At 54.4% G+C, this 12,698-nt stretch carries 13 protein-coding genes; 3 read left to right on the plus strand and 10 right to left on the minus strand.

All coding sequences use genetic code 11. From position 1 onward, the window contains the following. The first annotated feature begins 7 nt into the window (after positions 1-7). The 3 genes from motA to PGW97_RS23805 all read left to right on the plus strand — a co-directional run bounded on the left by motA (position 8) and on the right by PGW97_RS23805 (position 2,522). Positions 8-865 (plus strand): flagellar motor stator protein MotA, encoded by an 858-nt coding sequence (motA, locus tag PGW97_RS23795; RefSeq protein WP_207103895.1) that lies wholly within the window; start codon positions 8-10, stop codon positions 863-865. Further along, positions 865-1,995 (plus strand): flagellar motor protein MotB, encoded by a 1,131-nt coding sequence (locus PGW97_RS23800; RefSeq protein WP_273860028.1) that lies wholly within the window; start codon positions 865-867, stop codon positions 1,993-1,995. The genes motA and PGW97_RS23800 overlap by 1 nt, the downstream gene beginning before the upstream one ends. A gap of 236 nt (positions 1,996-2,231) precedes the next feature. Continuing rightward, entirely contained in the window at positions 2,232-2,522 is a 291-nt protein-coding gene (locus PGW97_RS23805; protein ID WP_047885083.1) for a hypothetical protein, read from the plus strand. Between the two features lie 119 nt (positions 2,523-2,641). Here the strand turns inward: PGW97_RS23805 and PGW97_RS23810 are convergent, their stop codons facing one another. The 10 genes from PGW97_RS23810 to flgE all read right to left on the minus strand — a co-directional run bounded on the left by PGW97_RS23810 (position 2,642) and on the right by flgE (position 12,659). Further along, positions 2,642-3,832: a sugar transporter gene (locus tag PGW97_RS23810; protein WP_273860029.1), complete on the minus strand. Its 1,191-nt coding sequence runs from the start codon at positions 3,830-3,832 to the stop codon at positions 2,642-2,644. A gap of 127 nt (positions 3,833-3,959) precedes the next feature. Continuing rightward, complete coding sequence (locus PGW97_RS23815) at positions 3,960-5,015, minus strand: flagellin (RefSeq protein ID WP_273860030.1); 1,056 nt, start codon at positions 5,013-5,015, stop codon at positions 3,960-3,962. 14 nt (positions 5,016-5,029) lie between these two features. After that, on the minus strand, positions 5,030-5,926 hold the full coding sequence (gene flgL, locus PGW97_RS23820) for a flagellar hook-associated protein FlgL (protein ID WP_047885080.1): 897 nt from the start codon (positions 5,924-5,926) through the stop codon (positions 5,030-5,032). Positions 5,927-5,952: 26 nt separating this feature from the next. Beyond that, entirely contained in the window at positions 5,953-7,320 is a 1,368-nt protein-coding gene (gene flgK, locus PGW97_RS23825) for a flagellar hook-associated protein FlgK (protein WP_047885079.1), read from the minus strand. A 5-nt stretch (positions 7,321-7,325) separates the two neighbouring features. Beyond that, positions 7,326-7,904 (minus strand): rod-binding protein, encoded by a 579-nt coding sequence (locus PGW97_RS23830; RefSeq protein ID WP_273860031.1) that lies wholly within the window; start codon positions 7,902-7,904, stop codon positions 7,326-7,328. 9 nt (positions 7,905-7,913) lie between these two features. Next, entirely contained in the window at positions 7,914-9,047 is a 1,134-nt protein-coding gene (locus PGW97_RS23835) for a flagellar basal body P-ring protein FlgI (protein ID WP_373689499.1), read from the minus strand. Further along, entirely contained in the window at positions 9,047-9,724 is a 678-nt protein-coding gene (gene flgH, locus PGW97_RS23840) for a flagellar basal body L-ring protein FlgH (RefSeq protein WP_047885077.1), read from the minus strand. The genes PGW97_RS23835 and flgH overlap by 1 nt, the downstream gene beginning before the upstream one ends. A gap of 10 nt (positions 9,725-9,734) precedes the next feature. Next, positions 9,735-10,520: a flagellar basal-body rod protein FlgG gene (gene flgG / locus PGW97_RS23845; RefSeq protein WP_273860032.1), complete on the minus strand. Its 786-nt coding sequence runs from the start codon at positions 10,518-10,520 to the stop codon at positions 9,735-9,737. A gap of 183 nt (positions 10,521-10,703) precedes the next feature. After that, the gene (gene flgF, locus PGW97_RS23850; RefSeq protein ID WP_047885075.1) at positions 10,704-11,435 is read right to left on the minus strand and encodes a flagellar basal-body rod protein FlgF; all 732 of its coding nucleotides are present in this window, start codon (positions 11,433-11,435) and stop codon (positions 10,704-10,706) included. A 27-nt stretch (positions 11,436-11,462) separates the two neighbouring features. Continuing rightward, on the minus strand, positions 11,463-12,659 hold the full coding sequence (gene flgE, locus PGW97_RS23855) for a flagellar hook protein FlgE (protein WP_047885074.1): 1,197 nt from the start codon (positions 12,657-12,659) through the stop codon (positions 11,463-11,465). Positions 12,660-12,698: the final 39 nt, after the last annotated feature.

A 12,698-nucleotide genomic window follows, 5' to 3' on the forward strand; every position in this document is an offset into this window, starting at 1 on the left:
AGATCCCATGCAAAAGTTTACAGGTGCCCTGATTATCATTCTCTGCGTCTTTGGCGGTTACCTCTGGGCCGGGGGCAAGCTGGCCGCTATCTGGCAACCGGCGGAACTGCTGATCATTGCTGGTGCGGCCATCGGCTCCCTGATCATTGGCAACCCACCTCATGTGCTCAAAGACATGCGCAGCCAATTGCGTGAGGTGTTATCCCCCCGCAAGGATGAATCAGAGTTTTACATGCAGCTCATGGCTCTGCTGCAAGTGTTGCTGGAAAACATTCGCACCAGCGGTTTCAAGTCGCTGGATCGCCACATCGAAGACCCGGCCAATAGTGAGCTATTTCACCGCTACCCGCTGGTCGCAGAGCATCCGCAACTGGTGTCGTTTATTACCGACAATTTGCGTTTAATGGCAATGGGGCAGATGTCGCCTTTTGAGTTAGAGGGACTGCTGGAGCAGGAAATTGCGGCTATCGAGCAGGATTTGCTGTTGCCTTCCCGCTCACTGCAACGTACCGCGGAAGCCCTGCCGGGATTCGGTATCCTGGCAGCCGTTATGGGCATCATCATCACCATGCAGGCGATTGATGGTTCCATCGCGATGATTGGCTACCACGTTGCAGCCGCTCTGGTGGGCACATTCTTAGGTATTTTCGGTTGTTACTGCATTTTTGACCCAGCCAGTAATGCCATGGCGCAGCGCGTAAAACGTGATATGACCGCTTTTGAATGTACCCGCGCAACTTTGGTGGCATACGTAGCAAAAAAACCAACCTTACTCGCTATCGATGCCGGACGAAAACATATCCAGCTGGACATCAAACCTTCCTTCAACGACATGGAGAAATGGCTGGCTGAACAGGAGGGGTAATGCAAAAACAAGAGCACATCGTCTTTAAACGCGCCAGTAACCGGCACCATGAAGAACATCATGGAGGCGCATGGAAAGTGGCGTTTGCTGATTTCATGATTGCTCTTATGGCCCTTTTCCTGGTGCTGTGGCTACTACAGGTGGTGGATCAGAAAGAGCGGCGGGCCATCGTCGCTTACCTGAACAGCTCCAGCATTTTTGACGAAGGTGCCGGTAACCCTTTCGATACTGCCAACAGCCTTTCTCCGATTGATTTCGGCGGTGAAGCCGCCGATCTCAGCTCACACGATGCCGCGCAGACTATCACCTCCTTTTTTGACGGCAACGGTGACGGACCGGAAAGCGATGCCCTGATCCCCGGCAGTTTTGAAACTCAGGAACAGCTGACGCTGCTGGCTGAAGTAGTAGAAGAAATGGCCAAGCAGGCTGCCGCCCAAGGCAATGTAATGGTAGATGTTACCCCACAGGGACTGCGGATCATTTTGCAGGACGATTTCCGCCAGAACATGTTCAGTCGGGGCGGAGCCCAGCTCACACCGTTTTTCGAAGATCTGCTGCTGGCCATTGCCCCGATTTTCAAACAGATCAGTAACCAGCTGATCATCAGCGGGCACACCGATGCTACCCGCTTTAAAGGCCATTTCAGCAGTAAATCTAACTGGGAACTGTCTGCCTCACGCGCCAACGTGGCACGCCAGACACTCATCGCTGGCGGTATGCCCGAGAACCGGGTACTGCAGGTGGCTGGTATGTCAGATCGCGCCCTGCTCAATCATGAAGAGCCGGATGCAAGCGAAAACCGCCGGATTGAACTGTTTATTCTCACGACACCGGCAGCTCAGGTGCTCGACACCCTGTTTGGCAGCAAAAACCCGGATAACCCGGTCAATAAAGCGCGCCAGGCTGCAGAGCAGAACCAGCCGGTGCTCCGACGCCAGTTGGTTCAAAACCACCCGGTCAGCGATTCATACCGTCAGCCAGCGGCCACGTCGATGCCGGATCAGGAGCCAGGCCTGGTTCTAGATAAGGGGCTTGGGCCAGATCAGGGGCCAGGACATATTCAGGCAACTCATCAGGCAGAGGCACACTTACTCACCGCCAGAATTAGCCAACCATCACCGCTTTCCTGAGCCGACCGGTTGGACATGTTCCGAACGTTCGATGCATAACAATCAATACTTAACGTTCGGAACCGCTGAGGACAGTAAACATGAATCAAGCAGTAAACATAAACTTGTGGAACTGAATGGAAACAAAGGGATTTTTTGACACCATTCAACCATTGTGGAATAAACAGTGACTTTGCACCCTCCGCTACACGGTTATAATCGCCACCGTATTTTCAAGGAAGTCAGACAGGTCAACCATGGCGCACATTGAACGACGGACACGCAGACCCGATACCCTGCAAAAAACCTTTCTCTGGCTGATTGTGATAGATTATTGCCTTCTGGCAATGTTTCTCCTGAAGCTGAACGCCCTCACGCTACGACAAGGCACGCTCATCAGCCTGTTGCTGGTGTTCTATAACGTCATCCTGACCTTCTTGTGTTTCCAGCGGGCCAACCGCCGGGATGATTCTTATATTGTGTACCCGACCCTGTCAGCCACATTGCTGGCATTTATCTGTTTTCTGTATTTCTTTTTTCTGGCCTGACGAGGTCTTATCTTCGGGCTACCGGTCTTTTACCGGATTACCGGCAAAAAAATCCGAGGGGCAAGCACACCCTCGGATTTTTTATGACCAGCATAGTCCATCGGCTGAATTCACCTGACTCAGCGTATGGCAGGAAACCTCATCAACAGCACCATTATCAACACCAAAGACAGGCACGCAAACCCAGACCCGACGTAACCAATTTCCTCCAGCGTACGCCACTGGATTACTTTGCTGCCAATCAGTGCCCCGGCGCCAATGCCCAGATTGATGATGCCAGAGAACATCGACATGATCATATCAGAAGCATGAGTATCGATATTGAGTACCTTGACCTGCATCGCCAGACACACAATCATTAGCGCCGTACCCCAGAACACTAGCACGGTACTGATTGTCCAGGGATGTGAAACAGCCAGCAGCAACAGTGCCATACACACCATCACAACCACCGTGTTACCAACGAGCAGGCGGGTATTGGCCTTCTCCCCCCAGTAACCGAAAATGACGCTGCCCAGAATGCCTGCAATACCAAACAGAAGCAGCAGGAAAGTAGTGAAGTGCTCACTTACCTCGCCAATCCCTTTCATAAAAGGCTCAATATAGCTGTACGCCGAATAATGAGCGGTAAAGATCAGAAAGATAAACAGGTACAGCCCCATCAACGTTGGCTTACGCAGCAATTCCGGGAGTTTTTTCATCGAGCCGGTGAAAAGACTTGGCAATGGCGGCAACAGCCTGAACAGCGCCATCATGATCAGCAACGCCACGACAGCAATCACCCCAAAGGTGGTTCGCCAACCCAGCCATTGACCAATAATCCGACCCAATGGCACCCCGAGCACCATCGCAAGCGAGGTACCGGTCGCCAGCACGCTGAGTGCCAGCGTTTTCTTACCCGGCGGTGCTACCCGAATCGCGATAGAAGCGGTAATCGACCAGAACACAGCATGTGCAAAGGCAATACCGATCCGACTGGCTACCAGCATTTCAAAATTCCAGGCAATGACCGAGAAACCATGGCTCACGATAAACAGGGTAAAGACCATCAACAGGAGCTTTTTGCGCTCAATATGGCTGGTCAGCAGCATCATGGGTAGCGACATGGAAGCCACGATCCAGGCGTAAATTGTCAGCATCCAACCAGTAGTAGCCGGCGTCGTGTCAAAATCACGGGCGATGTCAGACAACAACCCGACCGGCACAAACTCAGTGGTATTAAAGATAAAGGCACTAAAGCCCAGCGCGAACACACGCAAATACTGACGATGGCGCGAAGGCTCATTCGTCACTGCAGCAGATAACGTCATAGTTTTAAAAAAGAGATAAACAGAAGAGAACAGGAGGCGGGGATTGTCTCGCCCTTTCGGTGTAAATGAAAGACAAAACCAGCCGGCAGGCTGGTTTTCATTCGCTGGCACATCCCAAAGACGGGCCTCAGCTGCGCAGCAAGGCAACCACTGTGTGTCGGTGAACATTGGCCTGCGCCGTGATCGCCTGATAGGTCGCGCTGAACCCACCGGAAAACTGGGCGGATAAATGGCTCAGTCGGCCTTCAGCGGCAGCCACATCGCCCTGAGTGCCCAGCCTTTCCAGCTGTTGCTCCATTTGCTGCGCCAACTGAGCCTGGTAGGCTTTAATATCATCCAGGCTCTGCTGAACCTGGCGCAGATGCAGATTCACTTTACTGAGAGTCTGACGGATACCGTCACGGTGCGCCGTGCTGATGGACAGGTCTTCAACCCCTTCAGGTTCAGGTTGCAGACGGATCTGATTGGGTTGCCCTGCCGGGTATCGATGTCCCTGCCCGGTAACCAGCACCTGCTGCTGTATCTGCAGATACGCACTGTCTGTCGTTTTAAACACCAATTCGCCGCCATCCGTGGCTGCTGCCCGCATTCCCAGCGGAATCAAATTCCGATCGAGTTGGCGTACCAGCTGTTTGTCATCCAGTCGCGGATCAAACTGCAGGGTAACGGCCCCCGCTTGCGGAAAATCGAGCCTGAGCTGCTCTGCCTGATGGCGTAACCGGGTCAGGTTCAGGCCGGGAATGGTAAATGCGCGGCCAGCCTGACCGTTCAGCTGAACCTTCAGTTGGGCATCCAAGACCCGCCCTTCCTGCGTGCGGGCACTGTCGAGAGTGTGACGAATAACCTGCTGGCTGTGTGCCAGCTTGTCATTCGACGATGGCGGCGCTGGTTGCTGGCTGCTCAGAGACTGTGCCAGAACTCGCTTCATCGATTGCAGTTCTCGCCCGACCTGCAGCAGCGCCTGCTGCGCCACCTGCACTGTTGTCGCCTGGTGCTGACCTTTTGCCAGCACGGCTTTGGAGACTGAAAAATGTCCCTGCGGCGCAGATACCATCCGGGCCGGACGAGTGGCCGGCACCTCAGCAGCGGAACGATCCGTCACGGCCGACGGGGTAATGGTGGTTTGACCTTGTCCGGTCAACCGGACGCTATGAGGGCCAACGTCAGCCGTTGCATTAACCATACGTCCCTGCCCTCTTACAGCTGTCCGAACAACGATAGTTCATTAATTTTCATATAACTGGCCTGCGTGGCCTGTAGCGCACTGATGTAATTATTCAGCCTGACCGACGCTTCGCCGTAGTCCAGCGCTTCGAGATCACCCGAGACCTTGTCGACAAACAGTTTGTTTTCACTGTGGCTGTTTTCCAGCAAATCCAGGTTGTTCTGACGACCACCGATGGTCGTCATTGCTTCCAGCACATTGGACAGCGTCGCATCAACCGCATTCAGCGCACTGTTCACTTCATCATGAAACGCCGCGGTTGGCTGTTTGAACTCGGCTATCACCTTATCGATGCGGTTGATGATGTTGTCGCCGCCAAGCTCAAGGATTTCACCAGCCGTGACATTGGATTCCATGGTCACCCCTTTCGCCACCGTCACTACGCGCTTATCGTTATTGCCGTTGATGACATAGTCGCTACCGGCAGCAACCAGTGACGGCTGATCGGTCTGGGTACCGGAAAACAGATAATTGCCTTCCTCGTCCTGAGCATTAAAGGTCGACACCAGACTATCACGCAGGCTTTCCAGTTCGGTGACAATCCCAATTCGGTCATCCTCACTGAGCGATTCATTTGCGCCCCACAGCACGAGATCCCGCATACTTTTCAGGCTCTCATTGGCGGCGTCCAGATACGTTTCCTGGCTCGACAGCGTCGTTTTAACATTGCTGATGTTATTGCGGTACTGATCCAGCGCCTGCCCTTCACGCTCCAGGTTCAATAGTTTGATCGAGTCGATGGGCGCATCAGAAAGCTTCGTCAGACGCTTGCCCGTTGACATTTGCTGCAGAACTTCGCCCAGCCCGGCATTATTGCTTTGCAAACTTTGCAGCATCATCTGACTGAACTGGGTATCACTGATTCTCATTTCATCACCTTTTCTGTGCGACGCCGTTAAAATAGCTGCAAGACCGTATCGAACATCTGATTGGCGGTACTGATCACTTTCATGTTGGCCTGATAGGCATTGGCAAACACCATCAGATTTGCGGCTTCTTCATCACTGTTTACCGCACTCAGATTGTCGCGGGCTGCCAGCGCTTGCTTATTCAGGCTTTCTGCTGCCTTGTGATCGGCACTGGCCTGACGGGTTTTAATGGCGGTCTCGCCAACCATCGAAGTAAACGCATCATTGATGGTGACATTGCCAAACCCACTGATGGCAAAAGACTGGTTACCAATCGCCACCAGCTTCTGCAGCACTTCGCTGTTGCCCGGCGTACCATCAGCTGAAAACGCCAGGTCTTCCGGAGACAAATCGGCCACCGTCAGACTGGCTGCCGGATTAGCCGGGTTGTAGGTAAACAGCGGTGCCCCCTGATTGCCGTTCAAATCCTTACCGGTAGCCAGCACGCGGTTGAATTCGTCCGCCAGGTTCGCAGCCATATCATTCAATGCTGCCAAATTGGGCTTGAGGGTCTCCAACTGATAATCATCAATCGCCCCCAACTGCCCGCCGACTTTTCCGTTCACCGGAAAATGCTGGCCGGAAAATTCCAGATTGAGCGTCGCCAGATAAGGATCTGTGTTGTCTGGCACCGTATTCAGCTGAGCGGCTTCCGATCCCAGTACCAGTGGCTGGCCGGAAGCCAGGGTCACCTGCAGGCTGCCGTCCGGTTGTTCTGTGGTTCTGACGTCCATCAGCTTCGACAGCTCGCCAATCAGGTTTTCCCGGGTATCCAGCAGCTGCGCGGCATTACCGCTGGTCGCTGAAGCTTCAACAATCTGGCGGTTCACATCAGCCAGATTGCTAAGCAGACTGTTGGCATGCTCTACCGCCGCACCCCGCTGATCGCTCATGTTTTTGTGCTGAGCGTGAAGTGATTCGGTCAGCGTATTGAAACGGCGTGACAGCGCTTCTGCTTCGTTAATCACCTGCTGGCGCAACGGAATCGACTGTGGTTTCACCGTGGCATCGTTGAGCGCCGCATACAATGTATCCAGTCCGCCAGACAGGCTGAACGCATCCGCGCCCAACAGGCTTTCCAGCTGGCTCATGTTCGACAAATAGCGCGAGGAATACGCGGCCTGGCTGTTGGTCTGCCAGGTTTGCTTGACCAGAAACTGATCGGCCACACGGCGAATGCTGGTGACTTCCACGCCCCCTCCGGCACTGTGGCGCCCCTGACCGCCCAGCGAGCTGGTCAGTACCTGTTGCCGGCTGTAACCCGGGGTGTTCACATTCGCCACATTCTGGGCGGTCACATCAAGCGCGACTTTGTTGGCATTGAGGCCAGACAACGCGATATTAATCATGGACATGGCAATTAAAGCTCCACTTTATGGATCAGGGGCTGCTGGAAAGCAACGGTGCCCATGGATTCCTGAAACATTTGACGGAAGGACACTCTTGGATCGTAGGCGGCGGCCAGAGCCGTATCATTAAACGCGGCCAGCCCCTCGTCAGACGAAGGCGTGGTGACTGCGGCAGTGCCCAATCCAACGCTATCGTTGGCTGCCGTTTGCGGCGCCGTAGCATGACTGACCGGCATTTGTGACAGCGCCTGACTGGCATGAGGCAGGGTCGGACTCAGCTGTTTAATCAGCATGTCAGCGATCCCGCTGCGCTGCTTTTTTGCCAGTTCGATGGCCAGCTGACCGTCATAAAAATCACGGTATACCCCCTGCTCTTTGCTGGAAAACGGATTGTCCTCCGGCGCCAGCACATCGCTGCTGCTGCGCATCTGACGCAGCACCATTTGCAGGAACATGGCTTCAAACTGGCCAGCGACCGTTTTGAGCGCCCCCTGCTGATCGGCCTGTTGCCGGATAGTGGCCAACGCGCTGTTGTCGTGGTAAAGCATGGCGTTCATCTGTGCCATGTCACCATTACTGTCTACTTTCATGCCCCCTCCTTAAATCACAACCAGTTCGGCGTTCAGTGCACCGGCTTCCTGCAACGCCTGCAGTATCGACATCAGGTCATCCGGCGTCGCACCCAGGCTGTTTACCGCACTGACAATGGTGTTCAGCTCCGTACCTTCCGGCCAGATATACATCTGCGCCGTATCCTGGTTAATGTCGACACCGGACTCATTCACGACTCGGGTTTCACCATTGGAAAACGCATTCGGCTGGCTGACCTGCTGACTCTCGGTGATCGTCACAGTCAGGTTGCCATGGCTGACTGCCGCTTCGCTGACTTTGACATGCTGGCCGATCACTACGGTACCGGTCCGGGAGTTGAACACCACCCGCGCCGGACGACGCCCTTCCACCACCGTGATATCTTCCAGCATCGACATCAGCGTGACCCGCTGCTGCGTGTCTTTCGGTGCCAGCATCTCAACCTTGCCCTGATTAATGGCGGTTGCCACTTCCGGGCCAAAAATGCCGTTAATGGCACGGGCAATATTTTTAGCCGTCGTGAAGCTGGGCTTACGCAGGTTCAGGGTGATGGTGTCTTTGTCATTAAAGTCAGACGGAATCTCTCGCTCTAGGGTAGCCCCGTTCGGGATCCGCCCGGTGGTCGGGGTATTGATGGTGATTTTCGAGCCACTGCGGCCCTCCGCCTGCACCCCGCCAACCACAACATTGCCCTGTGCCACCGCGTACACTTCACCATCGATACCACGCAGTGGCGTCATCAGCAGCGTGCCACCCCGTAAGCTTTTCGCATCCCCTATCGATGACACGACGACATTCAATTCCTGGCCAGAGCCGGACATTGGCGAGACATAAGCCGTCACGCTGACCGAGGCCACGTTCTTGAGTTTGGGATCAGTCCCTTCCCCAATCTGCACCCCAAACTGGCGCAGCATATTCGTAATGGACTGGCTGGTGAATTTCACCTGGTTTCGATCGCCCGTGCCGTCCAGACCGACCACCAGGCCATAGCCCACCAATTGGTTGTTACGAATACCCTGAATATCAACCAGATCCATAATCGGCATCGGGGTTTCCGCCTGTACCAGCGGCGTTATCAATACCTGGCTGCCTAACACGGCGGTGCAAGCCAACGCGCGGAAAAAGGTTCGGAGTGTCTGCATCAGAATGGTACCCATGGGCTATTGAAGAACTGTGTTAGCCAACCGGCAGCATTGCTGTCGGCCAGCGCGCCGCGGCCAGAGTAGGTGATGCGGGCATCACCGATACGCAGTGAGGACACCTGGTTGCGACGATCAACATCATCCACCCGGACAATGCCGGTCAGTCGAATGAACTCATCTCCCTGATTCAGGCGAATCCATTTTTCACCGCTGATACGCAGTACGCCGTTTGGCAGCACTTCGTGGACCGTTACCGTAATTCCACCCTGCAGTTTGTTGCCCTGCGAGCTGGAAGCTGCACCGTCAAAGCCTCGATTGGCCTCAATGTTGGCTGACAAATCATCCAGGGTGGTATTGCCAAAGGTCGGAGCCAGGAAATTCAGGGAAGAGTCCTTGCCGTATTTGGTGTTGGCTTTTTTGCTCGACTGGGTTTCTTCATCCAGCAAAATGGTCAGCATATCCCCAACCCGGTAGGCACGGCGATCCTGAAACAGTGTCATCATGTACTGGTGGCGGTATAAGCTACCGTTCTGCGCCTCAGGCAGCGCATAGTTGAGCGGCGGCGGCGCATAAGCCAAATCGTCAGGCTCAGGCGGCACAAATTCCGGACGGATGCTGCAGCCGGATAGCACGGCTGCAGACACACAGGCCAGCAAAGAGAAAGACAGACCTTTCATCATTGGCCCCTTACACCGACTGGGCGACAAACTTCAGCATGTCGTCAGCCGCGGACACGACTTTGGCGTTCATTTCGTACGCGCGCTGAGTGGTGATCATGTCCACCATTTCCTCGACAACCTGCACGTTCGAGCCTTCCAATGCCCCTTGTTTGATGCTGCCCGCGCCATCCAGACCGGCGATCAGCTCTTCGGCAGCGCCGCTGGCTTCCGTTTCACGGAACAGGTTACCGCCGATGGCTTCCAGACCCGCCGGGTTGATAAATTTCGCCAGCGTGATTTGTCCCAGATCCTGAGGTTGCGGGTCACCGGCGACAACGGCGGTCACGGTGCCATCAACACCGATATTCAGCTTGGTGGCATTCTCCGGCACCTGAATCTGCGGCTGCAACGGCAGCCCCTGGCTGTTCACCATCAGGCCTTCAGAATTCACATGGAACTGGCCGTTACGGGTATACATGATTTCTCCGTCAGAATTCTCAATCTGGAAAAAGCCCGCGCCCAGCACTGCCATATCCAAGTCCTGCGTCGTGTTCTGTGAGTTTCCTTGTGTAAAGACTTTCTGAGTACCGACCACGCGTACCCCGCTGCCCAGCTGTACCCCGCTTGGCAACTGATTCACCTGATCCACCTGAGCGCCCGGCTGACGCTGGATGCTGTAGAACAGATCTTCAAAGACCACCCGATCACGTTTGAAACCGACGGTATTCACGTTCGCCAGGTTGTTGGAAATGGCAGTCATCTTGGCGTCCTGCGCTGCCATCCCGGTCTTACTGACCCATAATGCTGAATGCATTCCTGCTTCTCCTCGTTGTTTGTTTCGTCGCGGATGCTGTGATGCTAATGCTTGTCATTTAAGCTTGGTTGCTTATGTTTCGTTGCTTATGTTTCGTTGCTTAGACTTCGCTGCTTAGGCTTTGTGACTCACGCTTGCCGCTTGCTTTTCGTCGCCTGTCTGCAGTAACCATCCCGCCTGAATTTAGCGATTACTCATTAACCGGTTTCCGGCCTGAGCCAGGGTTTCGGCGGTTTTCATCATCCGTACCTGCATTTCAAAATTGCGCGTCAGAGACATGACATTTACCAGCTCATCAATGGCGGACACGTTACTGCCTTCCAGATGCTCTGCCGCCACCAGCACCGTCGGGTCTGCCGCTAAAGCTTCTCCCTGCACAGCATGGAACAGGCCGTCGCTTTCCTTTTGCAGCTCCGTCGCCGCCGGTTTCACCAGCTTGAGCTGCCCGACTTCCACTTCCGCTCCACCGCCGGGCGGAATCACGCTGATCACACCTTTATCGCTGACTTCCACTTTCTGGTACGCAGGCAGCACCAGAGGGTCGCCATCCGCCATCAGTGGGAATCCATTGACGGTCAGGTTACCCAGTTCATCAACCCGGATATTACCGGCCCGGGTATAAGCCTCATTGCCAGCGGGCGTCTGCACCGTAAAAAAACCCTCGCCATTAATGGCGATATCCAGCGGTCGGCCGGTTTTGATCATGTCACCACTGTCAAAACGGGTAGACGCCGAGTTCGTGGCAACCAGAGTGCGACCGGCAAAACCGTTGCCCTGCAGTTGCATACTCTGCACCCGCTCCAAATCCGCCCGAAATCCGACCGTATCGGCATTCGACAGGTTATTCGAGTGCACATGCTGGGCCTTCATCACCCGGCTGGCACCACTGGTTGCGGTAAATAACAAGCTATCCATTACACTGATTCTCTCTGTCTTTCAGGCTTAAACCGCGTTGAACAGGGCCTGGGTCAGCTTATCGGAGGTCGAGATAGTTTTTGCGTTTGCCTGATAATTACGCTGGGCGGTCATCAGGCTCACCAGTTCACTGGTCAGATCCACGTTAGACCCTTCCAGCGCACCGGAGGTCAAGCTGCCTAAAGTCCCGGCCCCCGGATTACCGTTAATCGGCGCACCAGAGCTGTAACTTTGCATCCAGGAGGTGTTCCCTGCTTTCACCAGTCCCTGCGGGTTGGCAAAATCCGCCAGAATAACCTGTCCCTGCAACTGGGACTGACCATTGGTGTACGTCGCGAACACCATGCCGTTATCTTCGACCCGCACACCGGCCAATTCACCGGAGGCATGGCCGTTCGGTGAGTTGGTGCTCACGCCAAAATCCGCCCCAAACTGAGTGCTGCCCTCGAGATTAATTGCGACGTCCATCGGGTTGGCACCGCCCGGTGTCAGCGATACGGTAAATGGCTTGGTTGGTGCCGCCAGTGTACCGTCAGTGTTAAAGGTCACTTGCTGGGTTTTGGCTGGTTGATCAGCGCCGTCTACCTGCACATTGACTTGCCAGGTGTTATCCCCGGTTTTGGTGAAATACTGGGTCACGGTATGCGGGTTACCCAGCGAGTCGTACACCTTGGTGGTATATGACGAACTGAATGAGTCGGTATCGGTCGGAGAGAACGGATTCTGCGCCGTATCAATCACGGTCGCGCGGGCGTCAAAGTTCGCCACAAAGTCCACACTGTCCGTTGCTTTGGCCGCCAGGGATGAGGTTTTGATTTTCAGATCAGTGACGGCACCCGTTTGCAGGGTGTTGTTATTGTCCACGGAGTAACCCTGCAGCTTCATACCGCCATTGGTCACAATGTTGTTGTTCCGATCCGTCCCGAAAATCCCAGAACGGGTATAGAGAAGCTGCCCCATGTGATCTTTCGTCACGAAAAAGCCGCTGCCATTAATCGCCAGATCCAACGCACGTCCGGTGCCGTTAACCGGGCCATTTTTGGAAAAGTTCTGGGAAATCGCGGCCACTTCAACCCCACTTGGCTGCATACCGTTATACACGGCAGAAAACTCAGTACGGGATTCCTTGAAGCCGGACGTTGAAACGTTAGCAATGTTATTACTGATGGTGTTCAGTTGTGTGTTTGTGGCATCCAGACCACTTAATGCAATATCAAAACTCATGAGTGACTCTTTTTAGTACTGTCTTATTAAGTAATGTCT

The sequence above is a fragment of the Photobacterium sp. GSS17 genome (assembly GCF_028621875.1).
GTDB classification, from domain to species: domain Bacteria; phylum Pseudomonadota; class Gammaproteobacteria; order Enterobacterales; family Vibrionaceae; genus Photobacterium; species Photobacterium ganghwense.

Excerpts from the sequence above, each read along its gene's own strand:
- PGW97_RS23835 (WP_373689499.1), bottom strand. The coding sequence starts at position 9,047 with ATGCAGACACTCCGAACCTTTTTCCGCGCGTTGGCTTGCACCGCCGTG.
- PGW97_RS23815 (WP_273860030.1), bottom strand. The coding sequence starts at position 5,015 with ATGGTTAATGCAACGGCTGACGTTGGCCCTCATAGCGTCCGGTTGACC.
- motA (WP_207103895.1), top strand. The coding sequence starts at position 8 with ATGCAAAAGTTTACAGGTGCCCTGATTATCATTCTCTGCGTCTTTGGC.
- PGW97_RS23810 (WP_273860029.1), bottom strand. The coding sequence starts at position 3,832 with ATGACGTTATCTGCTGCAGTGACGAATGAGCCTTCGCGCCATCGTCAG.
- flgH (WP_047885077.1), bottom strand. The coding sequence starts at position 9,724 with ATGAAAGGTCTGTCTTTCTCTTTGCTGGCCTGTGTGTCTGCAGCCGTG.
- PGW97_RS23800 (WP_273860028.1), top strand. The coding sequence starts at position 865 with ATGCAAAAACAAGAGCACATCGTCTTTAAACGCGCCAGTAACCGGCAC.
- flgE (WP_047885074.1), bottom strand. The coding sequence starts at position 12,659 with ATGAGTTTTGATATTGCATTAAGTGGTCTGGATGCCACAAACACACAA.
- PGW97_RS23805 (WP_047885083.1), top strand. The coding sequence starts at position 2,232 with ATGGCGCACATTGAACGACGGACACGCAGACCCGATACCCTGCAAAAA.
- PGW97_RS23830 (WP_273860031.1), bottom strand. The coding sequence starts at position 7,904 with ATGAAAGTAGACAGTAATGGTGACATGGCACAGATGAACGCCATGCTT.
- flgK (WP_047885079.1), bottom strand. The coding sequence starts at position 7,320 with ATGTCCATGATTAATATCGCGTTGTCTGGCCTCAATGCCAACAAAGTC.
- flgG (WP_273860032.1), bottom strand. The coding sequence starts at position 10,520 with ATGCATTCAGCATTATGGGTCAGTAAGACCGGGATGGCAGCGCAGGAC.
- flgF (WP_047885075.1), bottom strand. The coding sequence starts at position 11,435 with ATGGATAGCTTGTTATTTACCGCAACCAGTGGTGCCAGCCGGGTGATG.
- flgL (WP_047885080.1), bottom strand. The coding sequence starts at position 5,926 with ATGAGAATCAGTGATACCCAGTTCAGTCAGATGATGCTGCAAAGTTTG.